The sequence below is a fragment of the Kitasatospora sp. NPDC059795 genome, from assembly GCF_042732175.1.
In the GTDB taxonomy this organism is placed as follows: domain Bacteria; phylum Actinomycetota; class Actinomycetes; order Streptomycetales; family Streptomycetaceae; genus Kitasatospora.
Window position 1 is genome coordinate 69,802 of record NZ_JBHWID010000022.1, and the last position, 15,577, is coordinate 85,378.

8 protein-coding genes are annotated in these 15,577 nt (G+C 73.8%); 2 read left to right on the forward strand and 6 right to left on the reverse strand.

All coding sequences use genetic code 11. From position 1 onward, the window contains the following. Positions 1–2: 2 nt before the first annotated feature. Entirely contained in the window at positions 3–1,178 is a 1,176-nt protein-coding gene (locus ACFV4P_RS32045; RefSeq protein ID WP_380477024.1) for a PP2C family protein-serine/threonine phosphatase, read from the reverse strand. A 254-nt stretch (positions 1,179–1,432) separates the two neighbouring features. Between ACFV4P_RS32045 and ACFV4P_RS32050 the strand changes: the two genes are divergently transcribed. After that, the gene (locus tag ACFV4P_RS32050) at positions 1,433–1,651 is read left to right on the forward strand and encodes a heavy-metal-associated domain-containing protein (protein WP_073815081.1); all 219 of its coding nucleotides are present in this window, start codon (positions 1,433–1,435) and stop codon (positions 1,649–1,651) included. 64 nt (positions 1,652–1,715) lie between these two features. Further along, positions 1,716–3,962: a heavy metal translocating P-type ATPase gene (locus ACFV4P_RS32055; RefSeq protein ID WP_380477025.1), complete on the forward strand. Its 2,247-nt coding sequence runs from the start codon at positions 1,716–1,718 to the stop codon at positions 3,960–3,962. A gap of 18 nt (positions 3,963–3,980) precedes the next feature. Here ACFV4P_RS32055 and ACFV4P_RS32060 read toward each other — a convergent pair whose 3' ends face one another. From ACFV4P_RS32060 to ACFV4P_RS32080, 5 genes are all read right to left on the reverse strand, one after another. Continuing rightward, positions 3,981–4,700 (reverse strand): SDR family NAD(P)-dependent oxidoreductase, encoded by a 720-nt coding sequence (locus ACFV4P_RS32060; protein ID WP_380477026.1) that lies wholly within the window; start codon positions 4,698–4,700, stop codon positions 3,981–3,983. A gap of 480 nt (positions 4,701–5,180) precedes the next feature. Further along, a complete protein-coding gene (locus tag ACFV4P_RS32065; RefSeq protein ID WP_073815085.1) occupies positions 5,181–6,470 on the reverse strand; it encodes a citrate synthase in 1,290 nt (429 codons plus the stop codon). Positions 6,471–6,654: 184 nt separating this feature from the next. Then, positions 6,655–8,895: an ATP-dependent RecD-like DNA helicase gene (locus ACFV4P_RS32070; RefSeq protein WP_380477028.1), complete on the reverse strand. Its 2,241-nt coding sequence runs from the start codon at positions 8,893–8,895 to the stop codon at positions 6,655–6,657. Positions 8,896–9,104: 209 nt separating this feature from the next. Then, a complete protein-coding gene (locus tag ACFV4P_RS32075) occupies positions 9,105–12,026 on the reverse strand; it encodes a hypothetical protein (RefSeq protein ID WP_380477029.1) in 2,922 nt (973 codons plus the stop codon). Further along, positions 12,023–15,337 carry an ABC transporter permease gene (locus ACFV4P_RS32080; protein ID WP_380477031.1) on the reverse strand — a complete coding sequence of 1,105 codons (3,315 nt, stop codon included), beginning with the start codon at positions 15,335–15,337 and terminating at the stop codon, positions 12,023–12,025. Before ACFV4P_RS32080 ends, ACFV4P_RS32075 begins: the two co-directional genes overlap by 4 nt. Between the last annotated feature and the right edge of the window lie 240 nt (positions 15,338–15,577).

A 15,577-nucleotide genomic window follows, 5' to 3' on the forward strand; every position in this document is an offset into this window, starting at 1 on the left:
CCTCACCCGCCCTCGGGCCGGGTGACGAGCAGCAGCAGTGCGTCGTCGTTGAGGCCGCCGCCGGTGTGTTCGAGCAGGTCGCCGTAGAGGCGGGCGACGGCGGTGTCGAGGTCGGTGAGGGAGCGCCAGCCGTCCTTGACGAGCGGGCCGACGCGTTCGGCGAGCGGGTAGAAGGTGCCGGAGCGCAGTCCTTTGGCCTCGATCACGCCGTCGGTGCAGAGCACCAGGACTTCGCGCGGGCCGAACGGGACGGCGGTGGCGCAGGGCGCGCCGGTGGCGAGGTCGCCGAGGCCGAGCGGCAGCCACGGGTCGGCGGACTCCAGGACGTCGGCGTGGCCGTCGGCGCGGACCCGGATCGGCGGGACGTGCCCGAGGTGCAGCAGGTCGACGGGGCCGGAGGCGCGGAACTCGGCGAACAGCGCGGTGGTGAACTCCCCGTCGGGCACGTGCCGGTGCATGCTGGCCTCGATCCGGGCGGCGACGGCCGGCAGCCGTTCCTCGTCGTAGGCGGCCTCGCGGAACGCGCCGAGCACCACGGCGGCGGTCTGCACCGCGCCCAGCCCCTTGCCGCGGACGTCGCCGACCAGCACCCGGGTGCCGTACGGGGTGTCCAGCACGGAGTACAGGTCGCCGCCGATCCGGGCGGCGTCCGCGGCGGAGACGTAGCGCACGGACAGCCGCAGCGGCCCGACCACCGGGTCGGGCTGGCGCAGCAGCGCCCGCTGGGCGGCCTCCGCGACCGAGCTGACGGCGGCGAAGGCCTCGGCTCTTCGCATCCGCACGTCGGCGACGAAGGCGCTGAACGCGCTCAGCACGATGTAGCTGATCGTCGCGCCGAACAGGAAGCGGCTGTCGGACGGCGCGGTGACCCGGTCGTAGTAGCGGTTGAGGACGAACATCACCACCAGGCCGAGCAGGCAGACCCCGATCAGTTCGCGCGGCCGGAGGGTGAGTGCGGCGACCGACGGCACGACGACCATCAGCGGCGCCAGGAAGCTGTTCGACCCGGCCAGCACGTCGGCCACCACCACCAGGCCGATGGCCAGCAGCGCGGGCGCGGCGCGCAGCAGCGGGGAGACGTCCTGGAGGTCGGCGGCGAGCAGCGCGGTGCGGCGCCGGGCGGACGGCTCGTCGCCGCTCCCGGCGGCCGCCGCACGGTCCCGGCGTCGAACAGCCACGTTTCGAACATATCGGACACACGTCCGACCCGCCCCGCGCGATCGAGCGGGGCCCGGCCAGCCGGGGGCGGCCGTCGGCGGCCGGTCGGGCCGCGGGCCGCCCGTCGTTGCGGGCCGGGCGTGAAGCCGGACTAGGCTCGGGAACGGGCCACGGTTCGTGTCGGTCGAGGAGCGCCACCCACCCCTGGACGTAATACCCCTGGGGGGTATGCTGTTCTCCGTTGGCACAAGCCGCGAGCGTCCCGGAGGTTCCCATGTCCAGCACCGTCACCTACACCGTCAGCGGCATGAGCTGCGGCCACTGCGAGAAGGCGATCAACGGCGAGGTCTCGGGTCTGCCGGGCGTCACCGCGGTCTCCTCCGACGCCACGGCCGGCACCGTCACCGTGACCGCCGAGTCCCCGCTCAGCGACGAGCAGATCGCCGCCGCGGTGGACGAGGCCGGCTACGAGCTGGTCGGCCGGGCCGCCTGATCCGCCCGCGGGGGCGGCGGGATCCGAAGCCGCCCCCGCGCCGCCGCCGAGAGAGAGCGAGTCGATGAGCACCACCACCGATCCCGCCGCCCCCGCCGGGCCCCGGGAGCGCGTCGAACTGGCGATCGGCGGCATGACCTGCGCGTCCTGCGCCGCCCGGGTCGAGAAGAAGCTGAACCGGCTGGACGGCGTCGAGGCCAGCGTCAACTTCGCGACCGAGAAGGCGCGGGTGGACTTCGGCCCCGGCACCAGCGTCGCCGACCTGATCGCCGCGGTGGAGAAGACCGGCTACACCGCCGAGCTCCCGCCGCCGCCCGAACCCGAACCGGAGCCGGAAGCCGTCCAGGACCCGCTGCGCGACCGGCTGCTGATCAGCGCCGTGCTCAGCCTCCCGGTGGTGCTGCTGTCGATGGTCCCGGCCCTGCAGTTCGACAACTGGCAGTGGCTGGCCTTCGCCCTCACCGGCCCGGTCGTGGTGTACGGCGGGTGGCCGTTCCACCGCGCCGCCTGGACCAACGCCCGGCACGGCGCCGCCACCATGGACACCCTGGTCTCGCTCGGCACCCTGGCCGCCTTCGGCTGGTCCGTGTGGGCACTGTTTCGGGGCCACGCCGGCCTGCCCGGCATGCGGCACTCCTTCAGTTTCACCGTCGACCGCACCGACGCCTCCTCCGCCCTCTACCTGGAGACCGCGGCCGCCGTCACCGCCCTGATCCTGCTCGGCCGCTGGCTGGAGGCCCGTTCCAAGCGCCGGGCCGGCGCCGCCCTGCACGCCCTGCTCGACCTCGGCGCCAAGGACGTCGCGGTGCTGCGCGACGGCCGCGAGACCCGCGTCCCGGTCGACCGGCTCGCCGTCGGGGACCGCTTCGTGGTCCGGCCGGGAGAGAAGATCGCCACCGACGGCACGGTCGTCGAGGGCAGCTCCGCCGTGGACGCCTCGATGCTGACCGGCGAGTCCGTGCCCGTCGAGGTCTCCGTCGGCGACACCGTGACCGGCGCGACCGTCAACGCGGGCGGCCGCCTGGTGGTCGAGGCCACCCGGGTCGGCGCGGACACCCGGCTCGCCCGGATGGCGAAGCTGGTCGAGGACGCGCAGAACGGCAAGGCCGCCGCCCAGCGCCTCGCCGACCGGATCTCCGCCGTCTTCGTGCCCGCCGTCATCCTGCTCGCCCTCGGCACCCTGATCGCCTGGCTGCTCGCCACCGGCAGCCCCACCGAAGCCTTCACCGCCGCCGTGGCGGTGCTGATCATCGCCTGCCCGTGCGCCCTCGGCCTGGCCACCCCGACCGCCCTGATGGTCGGCACCGGCCGCGGCGCCCAGCTCGGCATCCTGATCAAGGGCCCCGAGGTGCTGGAGAACACCCGCAAGGTCGACACCGTCGTCCTCGACAAGACCGGCACCGTCACCACCGGCCGGATGACCCTGACCGCCGTGCACACCGCCGCCGGCACCACCGAGGACGAGGCGCTGCGGCTGGCCGGCGCGCTGGAGCACGCCTCCGAGCACCCGATCGCCCGGGCCGTGGCCGACGCCGCCGCCGAGCGCCTCGGCGACCTGCCCGCCGTCACCGACTTCCGCAACCTCCCCGGTCTCGGCGTCCGCGGCACCGTCGACGGCCGCGCGCTGGTCGCCGGACGCGCCGCGCTGCTCGCCGACACGCCCCTGCCGACCGCCCTCGCCGAGGCCCGGGCCGCCGCCGAACGGGCCGGCCGCACCACCGTCACCGTCGCCTGGGACGGCGCGGCGCGGGCCGTGCTGGAGGTGACGGACGCGGTCAAGCCGACCAGTGCCGAGGCGATCGCCGAGCTGCGCGCCCTGGGCCTGCGCCCCGTCCTGCTGACCGGCGACAACCGGGCGGTCGCGGAGTCGGTGGCGGCCGAGGTCGGCATCCCCACCGAGGACGTGATCGCCGAGGTGCTGCCCGAGGACAAGGTCGCCACCGTCCGCCGCCTCCAGCAGGAGGGCCGCACCGTGGCAATGGTCGGCGACGGCGTCAACGACGCGGCCGCCCTCGCCCAGGCCGACCTGGGCCTGGCCATCGGCACCGGCACCGACGCGGCCATCGAGGCGGCGGACCTGACCCTGGTGCGGGGCGACCTGCGCTCGGCGGCGGACGCGATCCGGCTGTCGCGCCGCACCCTGGCCACCATCAAGGGCAACCTGTTCTGGGCCTTCGCCTACAACGTCGCGGCGATCCCGCTGGCCGCGAGCGGCCTGCTCAACCCGATGATCGCGGGCGCCGCGATGGCCTTCTCCTCGGTCTTCGTGGTCACCAACAGCCTGCGCCTGCGCACGTTCCGACCGGCCTGACCCGCACCGCCGCGGCGGTCAACGGCCGAGCAGTTCACCGCCGTTGCAGTGCAGGATCTCGCCGGTGATGAACCCGGCCTCCTCCGAGGCCAGGAAGCACACGGCGGCGGCGACCTCCCCGGACTCGCCGATCCGGCCGAGCAGGGTCCGCGCCGAGCGACGGGCGACCTCCGCCTCGTCCAGGCGCGGCCCGAAGAACTCGGTGCCCGCCACGGTGCCGGGCGCCACGATGTTGGCGGTGATGCCGGACGGGCCGAGCTGGGCCGCCAGGAAGTGGTTCCAGGCGTGCAGCGAGGCCTTCGCCGCGCCGTACGAGCCGGCGCCGCGCAGCGCGGCGATCGAGGAGACGGTGATGACCCGCCCGGAGCCGGGGGTGAGCCGGTCGCGGATGGACTCGGTGAGCAGCACGGCGGTCAGCACGTTGCGTTCGAAGTCGCCGCGCCAGCGGGCCAGTACGGCGTGCGGGCCGGCGCCGAACACGGTCTCCCGGCTGCCGGCGTTGTTGACCAGGACGTCGATCCGGGCGGGCAGTTCGGCCAGTGCGGCCTCCACGGCGTCCGGGTCGGCGAGGTCGCACACCAGCGGGGTGACGTTGGGGCCGAGTTCCGCGACGGCGTGGTCGAGGACCCCGGGACGGCGGCCGACGATCATCACGCGCTCGCCGGCCTCGGCGAAGCGCCGGGCCACCTCAAGGCCGATGCCGGTGCCTCCACCGGTGACGACGACGTTCCTGGCCATAGCGCATCCCTCCCTGACCGTTCACCGCTCCGCGGATGGCAGGCGGTCCGTACCGGATTGCCACGATTCCTATCACGCTGGGTTGCGGTCTCTGCGGGGTGGGTGACGTCGCACGCTCGGCGTGCGGTGTGATATGCGCTCCGCCGTCCGGGTGCGCGGATGCACACGGAGAGTGGAGAGAGGCAACTCACACCCCCCTGCCGTAACTCTGCGCCCCCTGGTACGTCTTACCTTTTGTAGAGCGGGGCTCCGGCGGGCCCCGGACGGTCGTCGACTCGTCGACGGCCTTCGCGCACGGCGCCGGGCCGGAGCCGGGAGTCCGGGGATTGCTTTGAGCGGCCGTTCCCCACCCGGGATCGTCCCGGGCGCCGTGCGCCCCACCTCGCAGAGACGGACATGACGAAGGGGCCCGGCCCCGCCTCCCTCATCGGGTGGCAGGGGGCCGGGCCCCTTCGTCGGTGCTGGTGCGGTGCGGCTCGCTCAGCGGGCGTCGATCGGCACGTAGTCGCGGATCTCGACGCCGGTGTAGATCTGCCGCGGGCGGCCGATCCGGCTGGTCGGGTCCTTGATCATCTCGTGCCACTGGGCGATCCAGCCGGGCAGCCGGCCGAGCGCGAACAGCACGGTGAACATGCTGGTCGGGAAGCCCATCGCGCGGTAGATCAGACCCGTGTAGAAGTCCACGTTCGGGTAGAGCTTGCGCGAGACGAAGAAGTCGTCCTGGAGCGCGTGCGCCTCCAGCTTGAGGGCGATCTCCAGCAGCTCGTCGGACTTGCCGAGCTGGGCCAGCACCTCGTGGGCGAGCACCTTGACCTGCGCGGCGCGCGGGTCGAACGCCTTGTAGACGCGGTGGCCGAAGCCCATCAGCTTGACGCCGTCCTCGCGGTTCTTCACCTTGCGGATGAACGCGTCGACGTCGCCGCCGTCCTTCTGGATCTGCTCCAGCATCTCCAGCACGGCCTGGTTGGCGCCGCCGTGCAGCGGGCCCCAGAGCGCCGAGATGCCCGCCGAGATCGAGGCGAACAGGTTGGCGTGCGAGGAGCCGACCAGGCGCACCGTCGAGGTGGAGCAGTTCTGCTCGTGGTCGGCGTGCAGGATGAACAGCTTGTCCAGGGCGTTGACCACGACCGGGTTCAGCTCGTAGTCCTCGGCCGGGACGGCGAAGGTCATCCGCAGGAAGTTCTCGACGTAGCCGAGGTCGTTGCGCGGGTAGACGAAGGGCTGGCCCACCGCCTTCTTGTACGCATACGCCGCGATCGTCGGCAGCTTCGCCAGCAGGCGCACCGTCGACAGGTGGCGCTGGTCCGCGTCGAACGGGTTGTGGCTCTCCGGGTAGAAGGTGGAGAGCGCGCCGACCACCGAGGACAGCATCGCCATCGGGTGGGCGTCCCGCGGGAAACCCTGGAAGAAGCGCTTGACGTCCTCGTGCAGCAGGGTGTGCTGGGTGATCTCGTTGCTGAACGCCGCCAGCTCGCCCTCGTTCGGCAGCTCGCCGTTGATCAGCAGGTAGGCGGTCTCGATGAAGTTGGCCTCGCCGGCCAGCTGCTCGATCGGGTACCCGCGGTAACGCAGGATGCCGGCGTCACCGTCAATGAAGGTGATCGCGGACTTGTTGGCGGCGGTGTTGCCGAAACCGTTGTCCAGGGTGACCAGGCCGGTCTGCGGAAGCAGCTTCGAGATGTCGAAGCCGGCGTTGCCCGCAGTGCTCTCGACGACGGGGTATTCGTACTCGCCGTCCTGGTACCGCAGTACTACCGATTTGTCGCTCACGTCTTCCTCACCGACGAAATTGGTCCTCATCCGACTGCCCTGACTGTCTCAACGATCCCCCACCCGAAGGACGGCCGCGCACCGGGGGCGACCCCGGAAAGGACCAGGGCCTACAAACTCTGCTGCCGCAGCCGGTGTGAACCGGACAAGATCGGCACCAGACCAGGTTCCGCCCTAAATCTCTTCACGTCAAGACAACCTCTGGACGTACCGTACCCCCTGATCCGCGCCCGGCAGCCAATCTGTGGTCCAGCGCGGAGTGCCGCCGCCCCGCGCTCACCGCCCGCACCGCCTGGCCGATCGCCTTCCGGGACCCCACCAGCACCACCAGGCTCTTGGCCCGCGTCACCGCGGTGTACAGCAGGTTGCGCTGGAGCATCGTCCACGCCGACGTCGTGACGGGAATCACCACCGCCGGGTACTCGCTGCCCTGCGAGCGGTGGATCGTCACCGCGTACGCGTGCGCCAACTCGTCCAGCTCGTCGAAGTCGTAGCCGATCTCCTCGTCCTCGTCGGTCATCACCGTCAGCCGCTGGTCGTCCACACTGAGCGACGTCACCACGCCCACGGTGCCGTTGAAGACGCCGCTGCGCCCCTTGTCGTAGTTGTTCCGGATCTGCGTCACCTTGTCGCCGACCCGGAACGTCCGCCCGCCGAACCGCCGCTCCGCCAGCCCCTCCCGGGCCGGCGTGACCGCCGACTGGAGCAGCGTGTTCAGCGCGCCCGCCCCCGCCGGGCCGCGGTGCATCGGCGCCAGCACCTGGACGTCGCGCCGCGGGTCCAGCCCGAAACGCTGCGGGATGCGGCGCGCCACCACGTCCACCGTCAGGCCCGCCGCGCGCTCCGCGTCGTCCTCCGCGAACAGGAAGAAGTCCGGCAGGCCCTCGGTCAGCGGCGGCAGGCCCTCGTTGATCCGGTGCGCGTTCACCACCACGCCCGACTGCTGGGCCTGCCGGAAGATCCGGGTCAGCCGCACCGACGGGATCGGACTGCCCTGCGACAGCAGGTCCCGCAGCACCTCGCCCGCGCCCACCGACGGCAGCTGGTCGACATCCCCCACGAACAGCAGGTGCGCGCCCGGCGCGACCGCCTTGACCAGCTTGTTCGCCAGGATCAGGTCCAGCATCGACGCCTCGTCCACCACCACCAGGTCGGCGTCCAACGGCCGGTCCCGGTCGTACGCGGCGTCGCCGCCCGGCTTCAGCTCCAGCAGCCGGTGCACCGTGGACGCCTCCGCGCCCGTCAGCTCCGCCAGCCGCTTCGCCGCCCGCCCCGTCGGCGCCGCCAGCACCACCTTCGCCCGCTTCGCCAACGCCAACTGCACGATCGACTTCACCGTGAACGACTTGCCGCAGCCCGGCCCGCCCGTCAGCACCGCGACCTTCTCGGTCAACGCCAGCCGCACCGACTGCTCCTGCTCCGGGGCGAGCTCGGCACCCGTCCGCTTCGCCAACCAGCCCAGCGCGGCCGGCCAGTCCACGTCGCGGAACCACGGCAGCCGGTCCTCGCCCGCCCGCAGCAGCCGGAGCAGCTGGCCCGCCAACGAGATCTCCGCCCGGTGGAACGGCACCAGGTACACCGCCGTGATCTCCAGCCCGTCCCCGCCCGGCAGCCGCTCGCGCACCACCCCCTCCGTCGCGACCAGCTCCGCCAGGCAGTCGATCACCAGGCCCACGTCCACCTGCAGCAGCTTCACGCCGTCCGCGATCAGCCGCTCCTCCGGCAGATAGCAGTGCCCCTGGTCCGTGGACTGCGACAGCGCGTACTGCAGGCCCGCCTTCACCCGCTCCGGCGAATCGTGCGGAATCCCCACCGCCTGCGCGATCCGGTCCGCCGTCAGGAACCCGATGCCCCACACGTCCGCCGCCAGCCGGTACGGCTGGTTCTTCACCACCCCGATCGACGCGTCCGCGTACTGCTTGTAGATCCGCACCGCCAACGACGTCGACACCCCGACGCTCTGCAGGAAGACCATCACCTCCTTGATGGACTTCTGTTCCTCCCACGCCGCGGCGATCATCTTCGTCCGCTTCGGCCCCAGCCCCGGCACCTCGATCAGCCGCTTCGGCTCGTTCTCGATCACCTCCAGGGTCTCCACCCCGAAGCGCTCCACGATCCGCTCCGCGAACCGCGGCCCGATCCCCTTGATCAACCCCGAGCCCAGATACCGCTGAATCCCCTGCACCGTGGCCGGCAGCACCGTCGTGTAGTTCTCCACCGTGAACTGCCGCCCGTACTGCGGATGCGACCCCCACCGCCCGAACAACCGCAGGCTCTCCCCCACCTGCGCCCCCAGCAGCGCCCCCACCACCGTCAGCAGATCATTCGCCCCCCGCCCGGTGTCCACCCGCGCAACCGTGTACCCCGTCTCGTCATTGGCATAGGTGATCCGCTCCAGGACCCCCTCCACCTGAGCCAGCTGCAACGGACACCTCACCCACAATCAGGACACATCCGACGACGAACGTACCGTGCCCCACCGACAGGTCTTCCAACTCTCTCCGAATCCCTCGTCCGTCCCGCTGCTGCACTGCAGTTCCGTGCCCCGTCAGGGGCCCGAGGAACTGCGCGGGCAAGCACAACGGGGCCGTACGCCGACGACGCACGACCCCGTTGCCCTGTCCGCCCTACCGTCTACTGCGCCCCTTCACCGAGCCGGAGCAATTGCGGCACCCGCCGACGCCCCGCCACCCCCTCCAGCGCCGCCGCGCACGGCACCAGGACGAGCAGTCCCAGCGCGGCGATCGCGATGCTCGTCCAGTCCGGGGCGAACGAGGGCGCTCCCGGGCCGGAGGTGAACGCCCTCAGTTCCAGTGCCGGGCCCAGCAGCCACGGCAGGCCCAGCCCGAGGGCCGTTCCGCCGATCACCGCCGCTGCCATCACCGGCAGCAGCTGCACCAGTTGGACGCCCGCCGCGGCCCTCGGGCCCAGGCCCAGCGTGCGCAGGTACGCGAGCATCCGGCCGCGTTCCGCGGAGCCGAGCAGCAGCTCCAGGACCACTGCCGTCAGCCCGAGCAGCAGGCCGATCGCCGCCGCCGACCGGAACGCCAGCTCCAGCGCGGACGCCAGCCCGTCGTTCGTCGACTCCTTCAACTGCCCTGCCATGTCCCGGACTTCCACCGGCGCGCCGCGCAGCGCCGCGCCGCCCGCCACCCCCGCGCCGCCGACGCCCGCGGTCGCCGCCGAGGCCGCCACCACGGCCCGCAGCCGGTCCCCGTCGATCCGCTGCGCACCGGCCGCCGACCCGGCGCGGCCGGGCTCGGCGAACAGCACGGCCGCGTTGCGCTGCCCGGTCTGTCGCGGCAGGCGCTCCGCGGCGGGCCCGCCGAACACCAGCAGCGGCCCGCCCGCGACCTCGGCGACCACCGGCCCGACCGCCCGGTCCCGTTCCGCGCCGGCCGGCAGCACGCCGACGATCCGGACCCGGAACCTGTTCGCCCCGGCGTCCGCGTCGAACGCTCCCTCGGGGAATCGCGCCGCGGTCCGCGCGTCGGCCAGCGCAGGCAGTTCCGCACCCGGCGCCAGCGGCGCGGACAGCCCCGCACCGCTCAGCGCCGCCGCCACCGGCGAGCCCGGCTCCAGCTTCGCCAGCGCCTCCTGGTCGACGCCGACCAGGCCCACGTTCCTGAGCACCGTCCCGTCCTCGCCGGCCGTCAGCGACGCCACCCCGCCGTGCACCGACAGCACCCCGCCGACGCCCGGCACCTTCGCCAACTCCTCCAGCGGCAACGAGCGTTGGGCCGGCCAGAGGACGGCCGCGTCCCCGCCGGTGCGCCACTGCGCAGCCTCCGCCCGGCCGTTGCGCACCGTCCCGGACACCAGCGCGCCGAACACCGCACAGGCCAGCGCGGGCACCAGCACCAGCAGCGCCGTCGCCGCCGCGCCGGAACGCCGGCCGGCCTGCGACAGACCGATCAGCGCGACCGTGCCGCGCCGCCGCCGCGCCCAGCCGGTCAGCACCCGCAGCGGCACCGGGTACACCCGCAGCACCACGACCACCGCCGCCAGGCCCAACACCACCGGCACCACGGCCAGTTGAGGGTCCGGGTCGGCGGCGCCCGGCGAGGTCGCGCCGCGCAGCCGCAGCTGCAGCACGCCCGCCGCCGCCAGCGCCAGCACCGTACCCTCCATCACCAGCCGACCGGACAGGCCCAACGCCCGCTTCACGCCCCGCCGTTGGACCGGCTCCCGGCCCGCCCGGCGCAGTGCCCGGCCCTGCCACCACACCGCCACCGCGGGCGCGCCCGCCACCAGCACGGCCACCGCCGCCACCGGCCACCACGCACCGAGCGGACGTTCCCCCGCCAACGGGCCGGACGCCGCCCGGCCCGCCAACACCCCCACCAGGACCGCCGGAACGGCCTCCAGCAGCCGAACCGCCGCCAGTGCGGGCTCACCCGCCCCGCGCGCCCGCTGGAGCCTCAGCACCCCCTCCCGACGTCGCGCCCCCAGCCGGGCCGCCGCCACCGCCGTGGACACCCCGATCGCCAACAGCCCCGCCAACGCGAACGACTGCAGCGACACCGTCCGGGCCCGCTGCTCAGCGAACCGGTCCACCAGCGCCGACAGTTGCTCCTGCACCTGCGGCGGCGACACCGTCCGCACCCCCGCCGGGCACGGCATCATGTCCGAGACGATGTCGCCGCACGCCCGATCCCGCGCCGCGACAGCGAACCCCCGCGCCCCGGCGGCCAGTTCACGCACCCCGGCAGCCGTGCCGCCGGTCCCCCAGGGCTGCTGCGCCGCCTCGAACACCCAGGTCGCCGACAGCGACAACGACCCGCGCGCCTCCATCGCCTCCAGCCCCGCCGGAGCCACCAGCGCCTGCCCGTACCGGATGTACCCGCTCGGCTCCGGCGCGTCCAACGGCTCGTTCAGCAAGGGGAGTTCACGCCACAGGTCGTCCGAGCCGTCGAGCGGCGCGAACTCGCCGACCACCACCGCCTCGGTGGCCCCGGCCTGCCCCTCCAGCATCACCCGCTGGCCGAGCGCCAACCCGAACTGCTCCAACCCCTTGCGGGACATGCCCAGTTCGACCGGCGCCTGCTGCGCCGCGTCCGGCTGCCCGGGTGCCCGGCCCGCCACCCAGCGCACCCGGCCCGCCGCGTCCTGCGCGTACGCCAGCGACACCGACGCCGGATTGCCGTGCGGCCGGGGCACGCCCTGCCCCTTCAACTCCATGCCGTCGCTCTGCGCCCAGCCCGACACCCGGGCCAGGGTGTGCGCCAACTCCCCCGACGGGCCCTGCCTCAGACCCTCGCCGACCCGCGTCAGGTCGCTGTCCAACGAGCCGAACTGCGGCGCCGTCGACTGCCCCGCCCGGTTCCGCGGCGCGTTCAGCGTCGCCCGCGCCACCACCAGCGGCCCCTCCGCCTGCGCCACCGCCAGCCGACGGTTCAACTCCTTCGTCGACAGGTCGTCGAAGACCGGCGGCCACAGCAGCGACGCCACCGTCAGCACCGCCGACAGCACGGCCAGCACCACCAGCACCGGCCACCCCGTCCGGGCCTCCCGCAGCGCCGGACGCCACCCCCCGAACCCGCCGAACCCGCTCATCCGCTCTCCCCCGCCCGCAGCTCACGCGCCAGATCGACCCGCGCCAACATCCGCGACAGCACCAGCACCACCGAGCCGACGCCCAGCCCGGTCGCCAGCACCACCACCGCCGTCCAACCCCAGCCCACCGTCAGCTCCAGCGACGGGAACACCGCCCGGCCACCGCCGTCCACCACGATCAACGGCAGCACCACCGCCGCCAGACCCACCCCCAGCACCCCGCCCAGCAGCACCGAGAAACCCACCACCGCCAACTGCTCCAGCCGCAGCACCCCCGCCAACTGCCGCCGCCGCACACCGATCGCCCGCAGCACCGCGAACTCCCGCCGCCGCGACCGCGCCGAACCCACCGCATGCACCGTGAACCCGGCCACCGCGAACACCGGCGACAGCACCAACGACAGCACCAGCGCACTGCGCCGCCCCGCCCGGAACGGATCCGCCGCCATCGCCGCCGCCCGCGACCGGACGCTCTCCACCCGGCCCAGCCCGGGATCCGCCGCGATCGCCCGCTCCGCCTGCTCCATCCCCGCCTTCGACGACGCCGCCAACAGCCACGCCCCGTCCGCCACCGGCGGCAACCCCAGCCCCGACCGCGCCGCCGACAGCGCCGACAGATCCACCAGCGCCTGCGCCCGGTCCCGGTCACCGCCGCCCGGGAAGTCCGGCAGCACCCCGACGATCCGCAGCCCGAACAGGTCCGCCTGGCCGGACGTCAACCGCACCTGGCCGCCCACCTGGGCGCCGACCGCCCGCAGGAACGCCTCGTTCACCAGCGCCGGCACCACGAACCCGGCCACCGGCATCCCCCGCACCCGCTTCGGCGTCCCCGGCGGCGCCAGCGCGAACGACACCCCGTCCGCCGCCTCCACCTGGGACGGGTCCGCGCCGCGCACCACCGCCGACAGCAGCCCGCCGTCCTCGGCCTTCACCGTCTCGCACACGCCCGCGTCGATCCGCCGCGAACCCTGGCCCTCGTCCAACTGCCCGGGACACCCCAGATCCGTCGGACCGAACGGGCCACGGGTGACATCCACCCAGCTCGCCCCGGCCGGCACCGTCGCCCCCTCGATCCCCGACACCGTCAACCGGAACGTCGCCCGCGGGAAACCCCGCGCCGCACTCCGCAGGCCCAACCCCGTCACCTGCAACGGGTAGTGCAACTCCCCCGACGCCAACGGCAGCGACACCGTCCGGGCCACCCCGTCCGCCGTCACCTCCGCCCGGACCTCCGTCACCAGGCCGCCCGCGTCCTCGACCTGCGCCACCAGCCACACCGAACCGACCCGAGCCGCCGCCGACACCGACACCCGCGCCTTCAGCTCCGACGGACGCCCCGCCAACGGCATCCCGTGCACCGGGACACCGTCCCGCAACGACGCCAACTGACCCGCCAGCGAACCCTGTTCGAGATCCGACCGGACCGCCGGAACGGCATGCCTCCACGACCCCGACGCCATCCGCTCCGACGTCGCCACCGGCTGCACCGCGGCCGTGTCCACCCCCAGCACCGACGTCGCCACCCCCGACACCTGGCCCTCCAGCGTGCCCACCGGCGTCACCGCCGCCACCCCCGGCACCGCCGCCAACGCCGCCTGCCGCGCCCCCGGAGGCACCGCACCGCCCGTCACCCGCAGATCCGCGCCCAGGTCGAACGCCGCCCGGTCCCGATCGTTCGGCCCCTCCCCCGCGATCGCCGTCGTCGTCAACGCCCCCACCGCCAACGCCAACGCCATCAGAAGCACCGGCGCCGCCTGACCAGCCCGCCCCCGGGACACCTGCCAACCACTGAGCGGCCCCACCAGACCCCGCCCACGCCGAGCCAACGCCTCCAACGCCCGCCCCAGCGGCGGCAACAACCGCAGCAGCAGCAACGCCGCCGCCACCGTCATCACCACCGGCACCGCCACCAGCACCGGATCGAACCCCACCGCACTCGACGCCGGGCTCAACAACCCCTCGTACTGCCGCAGTTGCAGGTACGCCAGGACAGCCACCGCCGCCAGCACCAGGTCCGCCCCGGCCCGCTGCGCCACCGCCCGCCGGGCACTGCGCGACGGCACCTCCCGCTCGCCGCCGTCCGCCGTCCACAGCACCGGCAGCAGCGCCGCACAGCCGTGCAGCACCAGCGCCACCCCGGCCACCGTCCACGCCGCCGCGCCCGTCGCCTCCGCGGCCGCCCCGTCCACCGGCAGCCCCAGCCGCTCCAGCAGCCGCAGCAACGGCCCCGCCACCCACACGCCCAGCAGCGCCGCCGGCACCGTGCACAGCGCCCACTCCACCGCCGCCGCACCCAGCAGCCGGGCCCGCCCGGCACCCCGCGCCAACTGCAGCAGCAGCTCCGCCCGCCGGAAGTCCGTGAGTTGACGAGCGGTCAGCACCATCGTCACCGCCGACAGCACCGCCAGCATCGTCACCGGGACCAGCATCCCCGACCGCGCCACCATCATCGGCGACCGCAGATCGTTCAACGCCGTCGGCAGATCACTCGACGCCCGCAGCCCGTTCACGGGAGACTCGCCGCCCCGGAACACCGCCCGGACCACATCACCGCCCATCAACCGGTCCACCCGGTCCCGCACCAGCCCCAGCCCCTCCGGCCGCAGCTGCCCCGGCGCCGGCACCGCCGTCCACACCACGTCCACCTGCTCGTGCAGCAGCGGATGCGTCCGCAGCAACTCCTGCGACGCCAGCACCAACCCGTCCGACGACTCCACCGGCACCGTCGCCGTCCACGCCCGCCACTGCCGCTCCGCGCCCGGCAGCTCCCGGTACACCCCGCTCACCGTCGCCGACAGCACCCCGCCGGCCGACTGCGTCAGCGCGATCTTCTCCCCCGCCGACACCCCCAGCCAGCGCGCCGTCGACTCCGACAACGCCACCTGCTCCAGCCCCGTCGGCCAGGCCCCCTGCGCCAACTCCGCCACCCGCTGCGGCTCCGGCACCGCCAACGGCACCACCGCCATTCCCTGTGACGACACCGCCCCCGCCGCCCTCGGCAGCGGCGTCCGCAACGGCATCGACCCGCGCAGCACCTCTTCGATCTCCGCCGGCATCCCCGGCAACGCCCGGTGCAACGCCGCCCGCACCGGCGCATCCGCCGCCACGTCCGCGCCCTCGGCGTACCGCCCCGACAACGTCAACGAGAACCGCGGATCCGCCGCCAACCGGTGCCGCATCCCCTGCGTCACCGAACTCCCCGTCAGCGCCGTCAACGCGGTCAGCACCGCCACCGCCACCAGCACCGTCACCGCCGCCGCGCCCAGCACCACCCCGTGCTGCCCTGCCCGCCGAACCCCCGCCGCTCCCATGACCCCCGAAGCCCTCCGCCCGCCGATGGTCTGGACCAATCACGATGACGGGCAGTCTGCCCGCAACCATCCGCCCGGGCAACAACCTGCTGATCACGGACCGGACTCGGTATCCGCCGGTTCCGGGAATGCTCCGAAAACGCTCCGGAAATGGTCCGGGAACGCGAAAAAGCCCCCCGCCGTGAGGCGAGGGGCTTTCCCTGAAAGATTGTTCGGCGGCGTCCTACTCTCCCACAGGGT

Excerpts from the sequence above, each read along its gene's own strand:
- ACFV4P_RS32075 (WP_380477029.1), bottom strand. The coding sequence starts at position 12,026 with ATGAGCGGGTTCGGCGGGTTCGGGGGGTGGCGTCCGGCGCTGCGGGAG.
- ACFV4P_RS32060 (WP_380477026.1), bottom strand. The coding sequence starts at position 4,700 with ATGGCCAGGAACGTCGTCGTCACCGGTGGAGGCACCGGCATCGGCCTT.
- ACFV4P_RS32055 (WP_380477025.1), top strand. The coding sequence starts at position 1,716 with ATGAGCACCACCACCGATCCCGCCGCCCCCGCCGGGCCCCGGGAGCGC.
- ACFV4P_RS32050 (WP_073815081.1), top strand. The coding sequence starts at position 1,433 with ATGTCCAGCACCGTCACCTACACCGTCAGCGGCATGAGCTGCGGCCAC.
- ACFV4P_RS32080 (WP_380477031.1), bottom strand. The coding sequence starts at position 15,337 with ATGGGAGCGGCGGGGGTTCGGCGGGCAGGGCAGCACGGGGTGGTGCTG.